Annotated in this window: 13 protein-coding genes; 9 read left to right on the forward strand and 4 right to left on the reverse strand. The window is 59.7% G+C overall.

All coding sequences use genetic code 11. The features are described 5' to 3' along the window. Positions 1–322 precede the first annotated feature (322 nt). The 4 genes from DES53_RS32350 (at position 323) to DES53_RS00585 (ending at position 3,828) form a co-directional block, all read left to right on the forward strand. Positions 323–460 (forward strand): TonB-dependent receptor, encoded by a 138-nt coding sequence (locus DES53_RS32350; protein WP_147263111.1) that lies wholly within the window; start codon positions 323–325, stop codon positions 458–460. After that, positions 457–636 (forward strand): TonB-dependent receptor, encoded by a 180-nt coding sequence (locus DES53_RS00575; protein WP_113956265.1) that lies wholly within the window; start codon positions 457–459, stop codon positions 634–636. The genes DES53_RS32350 and DES53_RS00575 overlap by 4 nt, the downstream gene beginning before the upstream one ends. 456 nt (positions 637–1,092) lie before the next feature. Next, on the forward strand, positions 1,093–2,478 hold the full coding sequence (locus DES53_RS00580) for an MFS transporter (protein WP_113956266.1): 1,386 nt from the start codon (positions 1,093–1,095) through the stop codon (positions 2,476–2,478). 126 nt (positions 2,479–2,604) lie between these two features. Then, on the forward strand, positions 2,605–3,828 hold the full coding sequence (locus tag DES53_RS00585) for a sialate O-acetylesterase (protein WP_211325400.1): 1,224 nt from the start codon (positions 2,605–2,607) through the stop codon (positions 3,826–3,828). Positions 3,829–3,936: 108 nt separating this feature from the next. On the opposite strand, the gene DES53_RS00590 is transcribed toward DES53_RS00585, so the two are convergent. Further along, a complete protein-coding gene (locus DES53_RS00590) occupies positions 3,937–5,166 on the reverse strand; it encodes an aspartate kinase (RefSeq protein WP_113956267.1) in 1,230 nt (409 codons plus the stop codon). 405 nt (positions 5,167–5,571) lie between these two features. On the opposite strand from DES53_RS00590, the gene DES53_RS00600 reads away from it, so the two are divergent. Next, entirely contained in the window at positions 5,572–6,000 is a 429-nt protein-coding gene (locus tag DES53_RS00600; RefSeq protein ID WP_245958060.1) for an NlpC/P60 family protein, read from the forward strand. Between the two features lie 136 nt (positions 6,001–6,136). Here DES53_RS00600 and DES53_RS00605 read toward each other — a convergent pair whose 3' ends face one another. Continuing rightward, entirely contained in the window at positions 6,137–6,709 is a 573-nt protein-coding gene (locus tag DES53_RS00605) for a c-type cytochrome domain-containing protein (protein ID WP_113956269.1), read from the reverse strand. Between the two features lie 232 nt (positions 6,710–6,941). On the opposite strand from DES53_RS00605, the gene DES53_RS00610 reads away from it, so the two are divergent. The 4 genes from DES53_RS00610 (at position 6,942) to DES53_RS00625 (ending at position 14,242) form a co-directional block, all read left to right on the forward strand. Continuing rightward, positions 6,942–8,684, forward strand: coding sequence for a polyprenyl synthetase family protein (locus DES53_RS00610; RefSeq protein WP_113956270.1), 1,743 nt, complete (start codon positions 6,942–6,944; stop codon positions 8,682–8,684). A 76-nt stretch (positions 8,685–8,760) separates the two neighbouring features. Next, positions 8,761–10,191 (forward strand): NADase-type glycan-binding domain-containing protein, encoded by a 1,431-nt coding sequence (locus tag DES53_RS00615; protein ID WP_147263113.1) that lies wholly within the window; start codon positions 8,761–8,763, stop codon positions 10,189–10,191. Between the two features lie 62 nt (positions 10,192–10,253). Next, on the forward strand, positions 10,254–11,621 hold the full coding sequence (locus DES53_RS00620) for an NADase-type glycan-binding domain-containing protein (RefSeq protein ID WP_113956272.1): 1,368 nt from the start codon (positions 10,254–10,256) through the stop codon (positions 11,619–11,621). 74 nt (positions 11,622–11,695) lie between these two features. Continuing rightward, positions 11,696–14,242 (forward strand): CapA family protein, encoded by a 2,547-nt coding sequence (locus DES53_RS00625; RefSeq protein WP_211325401.1) that lies wholly within the window; start codon positions 11,696–11,698, stop codon positions 14,240–14,242. Between the two features lie 86 nt (positions 14,243–14,328). Here DES53_RS00625 and DES53_RS00630 read toward each other — a convergent pair whose 3' ends face one another. Both DES53_RS00630 and DES53_RS00635 read right to left on the reverse strand, forming a co-directional pair. Beyond that, entirely contained in the window at positions 14,329–15,261 is a 933-nt protein-coding gene (locus DES53_RS00630; protein WP_170156758.1) for an archaemetzincin, read from the reverse strand. Positions 15,262–15,384: 123 nt separating this feature from the next. After that, complete coding sequence (locus DES53_RS00635; RefSeq protein ID WP_113956275.1) at positions 15,385–16,314, reverse strand: hypothetical protein; 930 nt, start codon at positions 16,312–16,314, stop codon at positions 15,385–15,387. Positions 16,315–16,358: the final 44 nt, after the last annotated feature.

A 16,358-nucleotide genomic window follows, 5' to 3' on the forward strand; every position in this document is an offset into this window, starting at 1 on the left:
CCTGTCGTCGCTGCTGGTGAGCGGCGGCAGGGCGTTGGACTTGATCTGAGATCCCCCTTTCCCAAGCGCTTCTACCAGTTGGAAATGGCATTGCGGCTCTCCTTCCCGGCTTTTCCCACTGTCAGCCTCAAGGTCTCGCTCTGGCCCCGCTCATCCCCCCCGTACGGATCAAGGAAAACTCCGGCAAGCAGCACCACGAAGAGGAATGGGTGCACGTCACGCCCATCGATGTGAAGTTGAATGAGGACGTGCTGGTGTATGGCCGCACGACGTACGCCTTCAAGCCCGGTGGCTTCAGCGCCTATGTGGACGAACCCGCTACGTGGAGTTCAATGAAGAGGAGATCTGGGCTTCCGAAATTGGCGTGAAGGTCGTGTGGTTCGGTGGCAAGGCCATGACCAAGTTCGCTGCATTCTACAATGACATCGAAGATTACCAGGTGGAGCGCAGCATCGAGTGACCGACCATGTTGCGTCCAACGTCGCGGTGGGCTGGCGCGCCAGGAACTGGAGCATCGCCCTGTATGCCACGAATCTGACCGAGGAGGAGTACTACACCAACATGAACACCGATGTGCGCACGGGAGCTCCGGGAGCCCCGCGTGAGTTCGGCGTCCGCGTCGGCGTGAAGTTTTAGTCCTGATGCGCTGACGCGCCCCGGTTGAACAATCCGTCTTGGTGGGCGGTACCTGTGCCCCACGTTGTCCCCATCTCGCAGGGTGGGAGGGCGACGTGGGGCACTCTTTTGTATGCAGATCAGCAGTGTGACGGCAGTGAAATGGATGTCACCGCAATCGCGGATCATTCTGAGGAGGTTGGACTTTCCAGTCCGACAGTGAGCGTTAGGGCTTCTGCCCTGACGGTAAGCTCATGGTAGATCTTGTTCTGTAGCTGTCGGGCCGGAAGGCCCAACGCCCACTGTCAGGGCAGAAGCCCTAACCTCCGTTGTTGAGAATGCGCCTATCACGTTCAAGGCCCGAGGTGGTTTACAAATTAGCCCGACCTAAGAAATCTTCGGGCATTAAAGAAATGCGTGGTCGGGGGGCAACTTCTGCCTTGTCAGCCCGTAAGGCTCTTGCCACACTCCGCGCCCATGAGCCAGACCTCGACTCCCATAGACCCGACGCTCCCCTGGTGGAAGCAGCTTACGTCCTACCATTGGTTCGTCTTTGCCATGGCATCGCTGGCGTGGCTCTTCGACTGCTTGGATCAACAGTTGTTCCTTCTCGCACGGCAATCCGCCATGAAGGCGCTGCTGCCGCCGGGCTGGGACCCAAATGAGTATGGCGGTTACGCGACTTCGATTTTCGTGGCAGGTTGGGCCACCGGGGGTCTGATTTTCGGGGCGGTGGGTGACCGCATCGGTCGTGCGAAGACACTGACGCTCACGGTCCTTATTTATTCCTTGTGCACCGGTCTCTCCGCCTTCTCTCAGGGTTGGATCGACTTTGCCATCTATCGATTCCTTACCGGCCTCGGTGTCGGTGGTGTGTTTGGTCTCGCCGTCGCGCTGGTGGCGGACACGCTTCCGGATACGGCACGCACCGGCGCACTTGGCACTCTGCAGGCCCTGTCTGCTGTGGGGAACGTCACCGCAGGTCTGGTCAGCATGTACATGGGTCACCTTGAGTCCACCCAAGCCATCACCCCCGGCTCTGCGTGGAAATACATGTTCTTGGTGGGTGCTGTGCCAGCCTTCCTTTGTGTGTTCATCCAGGTGCGTCTGAAAGAACCTGAGAAATGGGTCAAGGCGCGCGAGGCTGGCAAAGTTGCCGGGGTGAAGTTTGGCTCCTATTCTTCCCTCCTTGGTGACTCTCGCTGGAGAAAGAATGCGCTGCTGGGCATGGTGCTTTGCGTTTCCGGTGTGATTGGTCTCTGGGGCATCGGTTTCTTTGCTCCCGAACTCGTGGGTGGTGTGATTGAAAAGTCACTCGTGGAGCAGGGGATTCCGGCTGCGGAAATCGCCGGCCAGAAGACCAAGTGGATTGGCATCAATTCCATTGTGCAGAACATCGGCGCCTTCTTTGGGATGCTGATTTTCACGCAGCTGGCACAGGGCTTGGGTCGCAAGAAGGCTTTCACCATCGCCTTCCTGGCCGCTCTCGTCGCCACCGTGGCCTTCTTCAGGCTCTTCGACGGCAAGGGTGATATCTGGATGAGTGCCATCATGGGTGGCTGCCAGCTTGCCCTGTTCGCGGGCTTTGCCATTTACCTCCCCGAGTTGTTCCCCACCAGTCTGCGCAGTACCGGCACCAGCTTCTGCTACAACGTGGGTCGCTTTGTGGCGGCAAGCGGTCCCTTCACCTTGGGATATCTACAGAAGGCTCTTCGTGAAGGCGCCACCACGTCGGAAGCGAAGATTGCGGCTTTCCGTGATGCTTGCACCTACATGAGCGTCATCTTCCTGCTGGGCCTTGTAGCCCTGGCGTTCATGCCGGAAACGAAGGGAAGGCCGATGCCCGAAGACACCGTCAAGTAGCACGAAATTCTGAGAGAAGGGCGGAGTCGCAAAACTCCGCACTTCTTCTTTGTGAGATGTGAGACGTAAGATGTGGGCTGCTGGGGCCTTTGATGCAGGCGGTGCCGTTTTCAGGCTCGATCCACCATGCAATCATTCCCCTCATTCGCTGCACTCCCCTTGAGCCTCGCCCTGATCTCGCTGGCAATGTTGGTTTCCCCAGCTGCCGCGGCTCCCGCCCCCAAGCCGCTCAAAATCTACATCCTCGCGGGGCAGTCCAACATGGAAGGCCACGCCAAGGTCGAGACCTTCGACTACATCGGCGATGACCCCGCCACGGCACCCTTGCTCAAGCAAATGCGTGGTGCAGATGGCAAGCCGACTGTCTGTGAACACGTGTGGATCTCATACTTCACCGGTACGGGCGAGGCGAATGGCGAGGGATTCGGCAAGCTCACGGCGGGCTATGGCTCACGGCAGAAGCCGGATCAAGATGGGGGCAAGATTGGACCGGAGTTCACCTTCGGCCTCACCCTGGACGCAGAACTCGACCAGCCCATCCTCCTCATCAAGACAGCTTGGGGAGGCAAGTCGCTCTACTATGACTTCAGGCCACCGAGCGCAGGCGTCTATCAGCGCACGGCGAAGGACATCGAGAAGGGACAGAATCCCGAGGCACAGTGCGGGCACTATTACCGGCTCATGGTGGATCACGTGCGGCGGGTGCTCTCTGACATCAAGCGCGTCTGCCCCGTTTATGACGAAGCGCAGGGTTTTGAACTGGCCGGCTTTGTGTGGCTGCAGGGCTGGAACGACATGGTGAATCGCGATGTCTACCCGATCCCCAAAAAGGAAGACAAGACACCCCGCTACGCCGACTACAGCCGCTGGCTGTCGAATTTCATTCGGGATGTGCGCAAGGATTTCAAGGCCCCGCGTCTTCCGTTCGTCATCGGAGTGATGGGAGTCGAAGGCTCCAAGCCCAACGAGCACGTTGCTGCCTTTCGCGAAGCCATGGCCGCTCCCGCCGCGCTCCCGGAGTTTCAGGGGAATGTCTTCGCGGTATCTACGGCGCCCTTCTGGTCCATGGAACTCGGTGCCATTGCGGACAAGAAGGATCAGGGGCGTCAGATGCGCTACTATCTGGATTCAAAGCACAAGGATCACGCCAATGCTGATGGCCACATGACCGAAGAGCAGAAGCGTGAATTTGTGAAGGAATACGAAGCCAAGGTGATCTCGCCTGCTGAGGTGGCCCTCTGGAACTGTGGTGCCTCAAATGCCGGATACCACTACCTCGGGTGCGCCAAGACATTCGCCTTGATGGGCCAGGCCTTCGCCGAGATCTTACTAAAGGCAGGGAAGCGATGAACACGGCCTTCTGGGCCTGGCGACACGTCGTGTCAAAATGAAGAGGGCGGAGTCGTTAGACCCCGCCCTCTTGCGTAAAAGGAAATGGATGGCTGCTGTCTGGCAGGCCTACGCCTTGTCCAGCCCAAACGCCGTGTGCACCACCTTGGCGGCCTGCTCGATCTCGGATTCATTCACCGTGACCGCCGTCTTGATCTCGCTGGTGGAGATCATCTGGATGTTGATGCCTGCATTGGAGAGCGCGCCGAACATGCGGGCGGCCACACCACTGTGACTGCGCATGCCGATGCCCACGATGCTGAGCTTGGCGATGCCGGCCTGGCTGCGGAAGCTGGCGTGCGGTCCGAGCTCTGCGAGCACCTTGCGAAGTTCGGCCTCGGCTTTGGGAAGATCCGCAGCGCTGCAGGTGAAGCTGATGTCTGTCTCGGCTTCCCAGCTCACGTTCTGCACAATCATGTCCACCACGATGTTCGCCTTATTGATGGCGCCGAAGATACGTGAGGCAATGCCGGGGCGGTCAGGCACGTCATCAATGGTGATCTTCGCCTGGTTGCGTTCGATGCTGACGCCGCGAACGACGACGGACTCCATGCCGGGTTCTTCTTCTTTCACCAGGGTGCCTGGGTTGTTGTTCATACTATTGCGGACTTCAAAACGGACTCCAAACTTTTTCGCAAACTCGACCGAGCGGCTCTGCATGACCTTGCTGCCGCTGCTGGCCATCTCCAGCATCTCGTCGTAGCTGATGACATCGATCTTCTGCGCGACGGGAACCACACGTGGGTCGCAGGTGTAGACGCCGTCCACATCCGTGAAGATCTGGCATAGGTCTGCCTTGATTGCCCCTGCCATGGCGATGGCCGTGAGGTCCGAACCACCGCGACCGAGGGTGGTGATGAGGCCATCGCGGGTCTGGCCCTGGAAGCCGGCGAGGATCACGATGTGACCTGCATCCAGCATCTCATGCACCTCCGTGGGAGTGATGTCCGCGATGCGCGCCTTTGTATGCACCCCATCCGTCTGGATACCAGCCTGAGCACCGGTCAGGGAAACGGCCTTGCCGCCGAGGGCGTTGATCGCCATCGCCGTGAGCGCAATCGTCTGCTGCTCGCCGGTGGCCAGGAGCACGTCGATTTCGCGCTCGGTGGGCGGATGCTCAGGCGAGGAGACCTCGTGCGCGAGTTTCAGAAGATTGTCGGTGACACCAGACATGGCCGAGACCACGGCGACGACCTGGTTGCCTGCCTGCTGCGTCTCGAGGACACGGCGTGCGACGTTCTTGATGCGTTCTGGCGTGCCGACCGAAGTGCCGCCGTATTTCTGGACAATGAGTGCCATGCGCGAGGAGGAGCGAAAGGGGCGCGAAGAATGGCACGGTTTGGCTAAGGCGCAAGCACGACGAAGGGAACCGTGCGAGGACAGGAGAGACGATGCCTCGCGGACGCCATCGGGCATTTTGAAATGGTACGTGGAGCTCTTGTTGTGGGTGGGACTCGGCGGAGCCTGTGTGGCCGCGGAATGAATAGAATTTTACCTATTCGCGCCCTAATGATCGGATAAATTTTATAATAATCAGAGCCAGTAATGCGCCAAAGGTCGAATATCAGCCAAAGTTTTAAAAAAGCCGCGAATACCTTGGCGGCCATCGGACTGGTATTGTGGGTGTTGGGCGGTTCGGAACTTTCCGCCCAGAGCCGCCAAATGCTAAGTGCCTCTGCGGTTTCGGGAGCCTATCGGCCCGCGATGGCCGGGGTGCCTCAGTATCTGCATTACAATGGAAGACACGCCGCTGCCCCGGCCGGTCTTCCCCCTGCCATCTACAGGGCTGTGGCTGCGGCGAATGAACTCCAGGGGAAACCTTACAAATGGGGTGGGGGGCATCGGGTGCTCTACGATCGTGGGTATGACTGTTCCGGGTCCGTGTCGTATGTCCTGTTCAAGGCGGGGTTGATTCGTGGTCCCATGACCTCAAGGGAATTCCGCAGCATCGGCAGACCCGGCCCAGGCCGCTGGCTGAACCTTTATGTCAGTGGAGACCATGTGTTTGTCTCCATCTGCGGGCTGCGTTTTGACACCAGTGATTACGGCTCGAACCGGGGGGACGGTCCGAAGTGGCGGCCCACCGCGAGAAAGTTCCCGGGTTTTGAGATCCGCCACCTGCCCGGTCTCTGACCTGCTTCCAGTTTTTGTGCCGGATAAGAGTGATGTGATGTGTGCGATGTGCTGAGTTGTAGTTGCTAGATAAAAGACGGGCCTGACACCGGTAGTGTCAGGCCCGTTCTTTTTTTTATTCGTCAGCGTGATTGGCTCAGGGAGCCTTTGCGGCGGCCTGGCTTTCTGGGGAGAGCTTGGAAATGGGCAGGGTAAAGACCTGGCCATCGGCGCGCTCGAGGATGACGTTCTCCCCTTCGAGGCGGAGCTTCTTGGCTTGGATGGTGCGGCCGTCGGCGCTGGTCCAGGTGGTCATCGCTGCGGCGGGTGCGGCCGGGGCTGCGGGAGCAGTCGGCGCAGCAACGGGAGCGGTCCCACCTTTGGTGAAGCTGGCGCCTGCGGCGATCCAGCTCTTGATGATGGCGATGTCCTTGTCCGGCATCATCTTTTCCGGAGGCATGTGGTCGCTGTCATCTGCCGGGGAAGTGAGGCAGGTGAAGAAGCTGCTGCCATCGGGATTGCCCGGGATGATCATCTTCCCAGCGCCGACGCCTTCCCCGAGGCGCTTCAGGTTGTCGAGCACCAGATCGCCTTTTTCCTTCTTCTCCGCCTCGGAGTGGCACTTGTAGCAGTGCTGCTTCAGAACGGGAACGACCTGCGAGGCGAAGTCAGCAGCGAAGGAGAAGCTGGCCGGAGCGAGGGCCAGGGCGGTGAGCAGAAGTTTGTTCATGGATGCGGGTGAGATACAGTGGAACGCATGGCCCTAGACATGACTTAGCGGGAAAATGCAAGTGGGGCATCGTGGCTTCAGGAATCGGGGTGATTGATCCCGCTTTGCATAATCTGTTGTCGGGCTGGCTGCTTTTCTGCAAGACTTTGAGCATTGCCCAGCGTTTGAGTTTGCTCACATTCCGCGATTTTCCTGATTGCGGATTGAATCTGAGGTTCGTAGATCCCCTAGCATGTCCACCGTCGCCGTTCGTTCTGCCCAGCTTCCGCCGTCCATTCCCCTGACGGTGCGGAGGTTTCGCCAGCCGAAAAAAACACTGCCGCAGACGAAGATCGAGCGCGACAACGTGCTTGCCAAGGTCCGTGCCTACGTCGAGGCGCACACCCTGGTACCGCCCATGCCGCTGGAGGAACTCCGTGTACATGCGGAGACCGTCATTGCGGAGAACAATTTCAACCCGGTGTGGATTGACTACATCGGCGTGCTGCTGGGGAATGAAGCCTGGCGTGAAACGCTGGCCACCATCCCATACGAGCGCCGCCTTCTGCTGATGCCGAAGTGCCTGCGGGTGGAGAGCAAGTGCCCGGCACCCTTCGATGAGTTCGGTTTGCTCTGCAAGCAGTGCGGCCTGTGCACCATCCAGGACTTCCAGAACGAAGCGGAAAAGCTCGGCTATGCGGTGCTGGTGGCGGAAGGCTCCGCTATCGTGATGAGCCTGATTCAGACCGGCAAGATCGAGGCCATTGTCGGCATTTCTTGCCTGCCGGTGCTGGAGCGCACCTTCCCGTATGTGGAGGCTGCCGCCATTCCTGCCGTGGCAGTGCCGCTCCTGCAGGACGACTGCATCGACACCACCGTGGATATCGATTGGGTGTGGGACTACATCCACCTCACCAGCGATGACAAGACCCGCCGCCTGAACCTCAATGCGCTGCATGAAGAAGTGCGCGGCTGGTTCACCCGTGAATCCCTGGACGCCCTCCTTGGCAAGCCCACCGACAAGACTGAAGAAATCGCGCGCGACTGGCTCGCCCGCGCTGGCAACCGCTGGCGCCCCTTCCTCACCGTGGCGGCCCATCAGGCCCTGCGTGACGACCCCGAAGGCCCGCTCAGCGATGCGCTCAAGAAGGCAGCCATCGCCGTGGAGTGCTTCCACAAGGCCTCGCTCGTGCATGACGACATCGAGGACAACGACGCTGAGCGCTATGGCGAGGCCACCCTCCACGCGGAGCACGGCATGCCCGTTGCGCTGAACGTAGGCGACCTGCTCATCGGCGAGGGCTATCGCCTGCTGGTGGACAACAACGTTTCCGGCTCTCTCCGCAGCGCCATGATCAAGGTGGCCGCTGAAGGCCAGCGTGAACTCTGCCGTGGCCAGGGTGCTGAGCTGCTCTGGAACAACAATCCCGTGGCCCTTACCAGCGCCCAAGTGCTGGAAATTTTCCGCAGCAAGACCGCTCCTGCCTTCGAGGTGGCGCTCAAGATTGGCGCCGCTCTGGCTGGCAAGCTGGACGACACGGCCGATGCGCTGCACGACTACAGCGAGGCCCTCGGCATCGCCTATCAGATCCACGACGACCTTGATGACCTGGGTGACGACTCCGTGGCGGACAATATCGCCGCCATGCGTCCGAGCATTGTGCTCGCCCTCCTCCGCGAACGCGGCAAGGGCGAGATCAAGGAGACGATGGAGAAGCTCTGGAACGGCGAGCTGCCCACCATGCCGGACAAGGCCACCATCCGCGACTGGGCCCAGTCCAGCACCGCGCATGAGAAGGCCATGCTCCTGCTGGAGAGCTACAAGGAGCAGGCCATCCGCTCCCTCCAGGCCGTGGACAACGCCAATCTCAAGGGCCTGCTGCGCCGCGTGATCGGGAAGATCTTCAACGATCTTGAGATCAAAGGCTGGTGCCGCGAGTTCGAGGTGAAGAACGCGACCGCCCAGGCCAAGGAAGCCGGTGCGGTGGCGGCGTAAGCTGGAGTCGTCGCCGCGAGTTTTTGCCACCGGATTTCCCTTGGCGACAACGGGCCGGTGCCGTTAGGTGTGCCGCATGCACTGGAAGCGTTTGCGTGTGACGGGTTCTTTAGTTGTGATCGTCCTGCTCGTGATGGCAGGCGTGTGTCCCTTGTGGGCGAATGGTGGCGGCTATGTGAAGGGATTGGTATCCAGCGGCGCCTTCAAGCCCCTCGGTATCGAACAGGTGGAAATGTTGACGGAGAAGTTGGACATCGATCTGCACATTGAGTACGCCGACGTCAGCATCGAGTACGTGCTGCACAATCCGGGACCGAAAGTGACCGTCGAGGCGGGATTTCCCTCGGCAGTGGCGGTCTATCCGTATGGGGAGGTAGACGAGCCCATGATGACCATGAAGCAGGTGGCCGCGAAGCTGCCACTGGAGAACTTTGAGCTCAAAGCGGATGGCAGGCCGGTGAAGGTCACGATTCAGTCGGACGACCTCAAGCTGGAGTCCGTGGAGCAGTTCCCCCGAATTTCCACGGACGGTGAAGGCGGCGGCATCACCGTGAAAGCCTGGCATGTCTTCAAGCTGGACTTTGAGAAGGGCCAGACGCGGCGTGTGACTGTGAGGTACCGCAATCCGTATTTTTCCACCTATGACTATGTGTCTGATGATATGCGCCTCGGTCCGATGACACTGACCTATCTGTTCTCCAGCGCTGCTGCGTGGGCGGGTCCCATCAAGCACGGCACGGTGACCGTTCGCTCCGTGACTGCTGACATGAGCAAGCTGGAGTTCAGCCATCCCAAACGCTTCATGAAGGATGGAGATGTGTGGCGCTGGCAATTCACGGACTTCGAGCCCACACTGGAGGACGATCTGGTCATCACCCTGCGCCCGGGCGGATTTGGACAGGCAGTGATCACGGAGAACACGACCACCGGTGAGACCGAGTGGAACCACACCTCCTACATGGGCTGGGGAGCGAAGATGAGTTTCGAGGAGGACTCAAAGATGGGCGGTCAGTGGGAGCTGCGCCGTCAGGACTTCAAGGCTACGGCATCCTCCACGCTCACTCCTGGCAAGGAGTTCCGCTACGATGCACAACTGCTCGCTGAGGACGATCCCGATACTGGCAGCTCGGCATGGGTAGAAGGGGTAAAAGGCGATGGCCTCGGTGAGTCCGTGACTCTCACCCTCGACAAGCCTGCGAAGGTCCGCCGCATCGGGCTGGTGAATGGCTATGCGAAGAATGAAGACATCTACCGGAAGAATAACCGCGTTTCGAGGTTCGATGTCAGTGTGAATGGCGGCGCAGCCTTCCCTGTCGATGTGCCGGATGAGAGGCTGGGTTCGGAGATGTTTTACTTCGACCTGCCGGCATCTGCTGGTGACGTGTCTACCGTGAAGCTTACCATCGCAGGCGTGTACAAGGGCTCGAAGTACCAAGATACCGCTCTATCTGACGTGGTGCTGGTGGTGCCATTGGAGAAGGAGCCGAAGATTCAGCCGGCGAGGTAGTTTTCATTTTCCGTGGCGGTTGCCACTGCGCCTGTCCGTCTTGCGATCCAGCTTGCCTGCTTATGCGTGTCCTGCCCATTGCACTGCTCGTGAGTCTGCTCACGTTCGCTGGTAGCAGTCCCTTGTTCGCCAACGGTGGTGGCTACACCAAAGGGCTGGCTTCGACCGGCGCTTTCAAGCCCTTTGGGATCGAGCAGGTCGAAATGTTGTCTGAGCGCCTCGAAATCGACCTGCACATCGAGTACGCAGAGGTGCGCATTGAGTACGTGTTGCACAACCCTGGGCCGAAGGTCAAGGCTGAGGCAGGCTTTCCTTCTGCTGTTGAGAGAAAATCCGGGCTCATGGGACTTCCTGAAAGGGTGGATGAAAAACACCGGATCGAAGATCTGGCGATGACCGTGGATGGTGAGCCGGTGAGCTTGAGAGTTGAGCCTGACGACTTGTACCTGAAAAGCAGCAAGCCCCTCTCCTTCGCAGCAGAGATCCCTGCCATGACGATCAAGGCCTGGCATGTATTCGCCATCGATTTCGGCAAGGGACAGACAAGGAAGGTGACCGTGCGGTACCGCCACCCCTATGCGGACTCGCTCACCTACGTCAGCAGCAACGCCAGGTCCAACGGACCATCTCTCGCGTACATTTTCTCCAGTGCCGCTGCGTGGCAGGGGCCCATCCGCCAGGGCACGGTGATGGTACGTGCCAAGTCCGTGGATCCTGAGCGTGTGCAACTCAGCCACCCCAAGAGATTCCAGCGAGAGGGCAACACATGGACCTGGCTCTTCACCGATTTCGAGCCGACGCTGGAAGATGACATGGTGATTTCTCCGAGACCCGGCAAATACAGTCCGGAAAACGTGATTCATCAGCTTAAAGACGGAGAAGTGAATGAGGAGCGCATCTCCTATGTGCAATGGTATCTGGGGGAGAGTGAAGACCGAGGATGGGAACTACACCGCAGTGACTATGCAGCCACGGCTTCGTCGACGCTGCCACCAGATGGCTCCCGGAAATACGGTGTGGAGAATGTCGCGGACTGGAGCAAGGAAACCGCCTGGGTGGAAGGCGTGCCGGGCCAAGGCATCGGGGAGTCCATCACACTGACCTTGCCGACCCCGGCCAAGGTCCGCAGAGCAGGCATCGTGAACGGCCTTGCGGACAGCGGGGAATTATACTTTGCCAACAGCCGGGTAGCGAAGCTGGATGTCAGTGTGAATGGTGGCAAGCCGGTGCGGGTTGAGCTGCCGGATGAGATGCTTTCCAGTGAGCGTTTCTATTTTGATCTGCCAGACACCAAAGGAGAGGCGGTGAAGTCCGTGAAGCTCACCATTGCAGAGGTGTACCCGGGCACGAAGTTTGAGGACACCTGCATCTCTGATGTGGTGCTGGTGGTGCCGCTTTCGAAGAAGCCCAAGCTGCATCCGATTCGGTGAGGTCATCAGGGCGATGGTTTTGGCGCTGTATGCTGACGGCTCTTCTACTGAAGCTGTCAGGAGCCGGGAGTGGTATGTGGGCTGCTGCGCCTTCGTTGCCAGTCTATCTCGAAGAATCCCACGCGGGCAGCTTCTATTTCCTCGCACAGACATTGCCGCTGAATGAGCCGCACACGCTGGTGCTGTTTGATGCACACAGTGATGCGTCGGCGATTCCGAAGTCGGATGGTATTCGCGAAGCGATCCGGAAGGTGGCGTCCGTAGAGGAGAGGGCGGCAAGGTTGGAGAAGTGGCGGGAGACGGGCGTGATCCAGGCTTACAACTGGATGGAGCCGTTGATGCCTTCTCCCATCGCAGAAGTGGTGTGGGTGCCCATGCGCAAGCTGGACGAGGCGCAGCGGGCGAAGCTTGAGCAGGAGGCGCGTGAGTTCCTGGATGGTCACGAGGAGGCATTGCCACGTGATGCGGGAGCCTTCGCCCAGCGGTTGCGTGTCATGGACTTTGAGACGTGGCAGAAGGAATCCGCCGCGTGGCCAAGTGACAAGCGGATCGTAGCGAGCATTGATCTGGATTACTTTGCCGCGAGCACAGATGAGAACCTTGCGAGTGAGGTGGCGGAAGTCGCTGCAGCGGTGGCGCGGCTGCGCGGACTCGAGGCGCTATGCTGGGCTCTCTCCACACCCTGGCTGAAGTCGCAGGCACAGACGGATGCCTTGATGTGTGCGGCGCTGGAGCAGAGCTGGTCCATCACCAATGCCGCGGTGCAATGGGAGCCGTTTGTGAAGGCGGGACCAGATCGCTCCATGATGGCGAAGTTGCGGCAGCGGCGGGGCGAGCAGATTCCGGAGTTCAAACTCGATGAGGCATCGTTGAAACTGCGGACCTTGATCCTGCAACGTTGGAAACCTGAGCAAACGCGAGTGGAGCGTGAGCGACTGGAGAGGATGATGAACGGCTGGCGTGGTGACAGCTTTCTTCCCGCAATATCCATGAGTGACCGTGCTCGCGAGCCGGATGGCAGCTATCGCCTCGAAGCATCACAATCCGCCAGCATCGTCATGGAGCCACCGCCCACGGGAGCGCGCGTGCGCTGGTGGGCGCTTCGAGCGAGTTCGGATGTGTATCGAGTCACGGATGTGGACTTTGGATTCGCGAGCGATGCTCCGCGATGGATTCAGCAACGACGGGTGCTGCTTGCAGAAGGTCCCGTGATGAAGGCGCTGGATGTGAAACACCTCGCTCCCGTGCTCGATGCAGCATACCACTGCGGTACAGCCCAGATCTTTGCGGAAGTGATACGTGATGGTGAGTCGCGCTACTCCAATGTCCTCACTCTTCGGGTTCGTGCATCTGGCAGCACCGGATTGCGTGCAGCGTGGAGCGAGCAGTTCAGTTTGCCCTACATCTTTGGGTCCACCTGGATTGCGGAAGGAAGGCGATCCGGTCCGGAGACAGGTTGGGGTGCGGACTGTGCAAACTTCACTTCCGCGGGATATCGCGCCGAAGGCTGGCGCGTGCCGTGGGGAAGTCCCAGGGACATGCGCGACTGGCTGGAGCCATGGCAGGGGCCGGTGCGTGCGGATGATGGGTGCCTCATCCACTTTGGCTCCCACGTGGCCGCGCTGTGGGAAGATCGCGAGCCCTTGGGCAGGTTCGACGATTCCGACCTTGTCGTGCATCAACTGGAGGGCGTCCCATCCGTGGTGAGTTTCGCAGAGATCAAGAAGGGAAGGCGCGCTCCCGAGATCCTGCGCATGAAACGACCCAAGCGCGAAGTGCGACTCTTGCTCGGTGGCGACGTGATGCTGGGCAGGAAGGTGGGGGAGGCCATTGGCCAGGGGCGGAACCCCATGAGTGCCATTACTGAGCAAATCTCTGCCGCAGATCTTGCCGTGGTGAATCTGGAATGTGCCGTATTGTCGGAAGCAGCAGCAAAAGATCCAAGGGCTCCACTCGCCGCTCCCGCGAAGGCGGTCACACTCCTGCGAGACTCTGGTGTGGACCTCGTGAGCCTGGCAAACAACCACAGCATGGATCGCGGGAGCGCGGGACTGGACGATACTCTGCGCGCACTCGAGACCTCCAGATTGAAGCAATCAGGTGCAGGCAAAGACCCTGTTGATGCTGGCAAGGCCGCCATTGTGGAAGTGAAAGGGAGGCGTTTCGCTTTCATTTCCGTTTTTGATGACCCTCAACCGTCAAGGGCACCGAGAGGGCAACCGCAGATCTTCACCACCGCTGAACCTGAGCGCATCATCGATGCCATTGCGGAGGCTCGCACTCAGGCGGACGTGGTCATTGTTCTTCCTCATTGGGGCCGTGAGCATGCGCCGGGACCTTCTGCGGAGCAGCGTGCCCTCGCGGCGTCATGGATGCAGGCGGGCGCGAATCTCGTGGTGGGTTCTGGCCCTCATGTGGTGCAGCCTCTTGAGCATCTCCTTGGCGGCAGTGTGGCATGGTCGCTGGGGAATCTTGTGTTCGATGGCCCAGGCCCTTCGCGGGAGTGGCATCGTGGCGCCTTATTGGAAGTCACCTGGGATGCCGACACCATGCGCATGGTGCGCGCGAGGATGATACCTGTGGAGATTGGGAATGATGGGATGGTGATGCTGGCTCAATGATTTGCTGCTCTATCCGCCTGCTTCACGAGACGCTTCGTGGGACGCATCATGTCACTACCATTGCGCGGCAGTCCATTTCACAAGACTCAATGAGATGTGCCCAGCCGCTGCAGTCGCTTTTGCACCCACGCTGCCTCATCGGTGAAACCGTGTTTTTCGTGGAAGGTCAGCAGCTTCCGATAGCGGGCGACGAGGTCGAACTTCGCGCTGGAGTGGAGTTTGCGAAGGCAGACGGGGCAGGCGTGCATGGGACGGGAGTCGGACTCGCCCAGATGATTGGATCCGCACATGATGCACTCAAACCAGGTGCAGTGCGTGATGCCAAACATGTGTCCGGTCTCATGCACGAGGACGTGGCAACTGCGGCGCAGCATGCGGCGTCGTGTTTCGTCATTCCACTCTTCTCCGTTGAACTCGGGTGAGTAGCGCTTGAAGCTGAACACTCCCACACGATCGGCATAGGTCGCCTGGCCGAAGACGAAATTCCACGACTCCTCGGGATAGAGATCCTCCATGGTGATGCCGATGACGCAGAAGGCATCCTTGGGCACATGACCGAGCATGGCCTTCAAGATGTCGGTGGAGAGATACTGCACCAACTCTTCATCTCGTGTACCGTCTCGCGTGCGGCGGGTGATGGCTTTGTTGGACTCCAGAGGAATGCCCGGAAGCATTTTGACCGGCAGGCCGAAGTAGGCACCGGCGAACTCCTGCAGGTCCGTCAATGCTGGCCCTTTGCCCTCGATGAACGCGCCGAGCGGGAGCACGTAGATCGTATTGGCAATCGAGGACGGGATGTTGCGTGGCGTACGCTGAAAGCTCTCGAAGGTCTGGCGGCGCTCCTTGTGTTGGGCCAGCCAGTCTGCCGGCTTGGGGGCTCGGATAGTCTGGAAATCATCCGTGATCTCGAATGCTCGCTGCTCCACCAGGGGGAGCTTGTCCAGCGGGCCCACCGCTGCGAGTTGCTGCTCACGTGTGGGAATACGGAACAAAGCCGGGGCACTCTGTCCGTGGGACACGTGTGGCAACCACCAAGCCCCAAGAGATGCTCCCAGCAATCTGCGAAGCGCATCCCTCCGCGCGCACTGCACTTGATGGCTGGAACTCCGACGCGATGTGAAGTCCTGCTGCATCTTGCCCCGTTACTTCGCGTTCTTCTTGGCCAGATGGTCTTTCACTGCCTGCGCCAGCTCCGGGTTGTTGGAGAGGTAGCCGGCAGGCACCTTGTCGATGGCATAGGTTTCCGTCGTGCCCACGCGGGTGATCGTCACCTGCTCTCCTGCGATGGTATAGGAAAAGGTGCTGTAGGTGCCGGCGCTCGCTACGTTTGCCGCGGCGACGGAACCTGCGGAAGACCCGAGGTCCGCGGCCTTGTATCCCAGAATGGAAGCCAGACGGGGATTGGTCTTGGCCAGGGGCTTGCGTGTCTCGTCGGGAAGTTTCTGCAGATCCGCGAGCGGTACGTTGGCGAATCCACCGTCGTGCATGAGCTTCACCAGATCGCCATTCACGGCGGAGAGCCGCACGTTCTTGTACATCTTCCCGGAGAGGACCATCTGCGCGACGTAGTCCGCCTTGGTATCTGTAACCTTCTTTGCGTAGTCCTCTTTGCTGAGCCATCCACCGTTGATGACTACATAACCCTGTTGATGCTTTTGCAGCGCGGTGGTGAGCGTCGCCTTGAGCCCCTGCATGAGAGTGGCGCTCTTGGGATACTTCTGCGCGGCGGCATCGGCATCCTGTGCAATCTTTTCCAGCGCGTCCCAGTCGGCCTCTGTCACCAGGGTGAGCGCGGCATAGTCCGGGTAGGGGACCACGGCCCGCAAGTTTGGCGGCTGCATCTGCCGGCTCTGGCCATTGGCGAACTTGAATGTGCTCGTCATGCCGAAGGTCTCCACAGAGACGAATTCATTGGCCACGGCGAACTTGTCGCTGTCGCCCTCGTTACTGGTGAAGACTACGATGCCGCCTTTGCTTGGAATGGTCGCAGCGTCGCATAAGGGGGCGGCCGCGAGAAGGGCGGTCGCTATCAGCGCAGCGCGGTGCAGAAGCTTCGAAATGTGGGATTTCATGGGAAAGAACGTGGCAAGTTGGGGGGGAGCAGGCACGCGGCGGT

Origin of the sequence: Roseimicrobium gellanilyticum (assembly GCF_003315205.1) — a bacterium.
Lineage (GTDB): Bacteria > Verrucomicrobiota > Verrucomicrobiia > Verrucomicrobiales > Verrucomicrobiaceae > Roseimicrobium > Roseimicrobium gellanilyticum.

What these genes read in the sequence shown, in the direction of transcription:
- DES53_RS00580 (WP_113956266.1), top strand. Translation starts at nt 1,093, where the DNA reads ATGAGCCAGACCTCGACTCCCATAGACCCGACGCTCCCCTGGTGGAAG.
- DES53_RS00585 (WP_211325400.1), top strand. Translation starts at nt 2,605, where the DNA reads ATGCAATCATTCCCCTCATTCGCTGCACTCCCCTTGAGCCTCGCCCTG.
- DES53_RS00590 (WP_113956267.1), bottom strand. Translation starts at nt 5,166, where the DNA reads ATGGCACTCATTGTCCAGAAATACGGCGGCACTTCGGTCGGCACGCCA.
- DES53_RS00600 (WP_245958060.1), top strand. Translation starts at nt 5,572, where the DNA reads ATGGCCGGGGTGCCTCAGTATCTGCATTACAATGGAAGACACGCCGCT.
- DES53_RS00605 (WP_113956269.1), bottom strand. Translation starts at nt 6,709, where the DNA reads ATGAACAAACTTCTGCTCACCGCCCTGGCCCTCGCTCCGGCCAGCTTC.
- DES53_RS00610 (WP_113956270.1), top strand. Translation starts at nt 6,942, where the DNA reads ATGTCCACCGTCGCCGTTCGTTCTGCCCAGCTTCCGCCGTCCATTCCC.
- DES53_RS00615 (WP_147263113.1), top strand. Translation starts at nt 8,761, where the DNA reads ATGCACTGGAAGCGTTTGCGTGTGACGGGTTCTTTAGTTGTGATCGTC.
- DES53_RS00620 (WP_113956272.1), top strand. Translation starts at nt 10,254, where the DNA reads ATGCGTGTCCTGCCCATTGCACTGCTCGTGAGTCTGCTCACGTTCGCT.
- DES53_RS00625 (WP_211325401.1), top strand. Translation starts at nt 11,696, where the DNA reads ATGTGGGCTGCTGCGCCTTCGTTGCCAGTCTATCTCGAAGAATCCCAC.
- DES53_RS00635 (WP_113956275.1), bottom strand. Translation starts at nt 16,314, where the DNA reads ATGAAATCCCACATTTCGAAGCTTCTGCACCGCGCTGCGCTGATAGCG.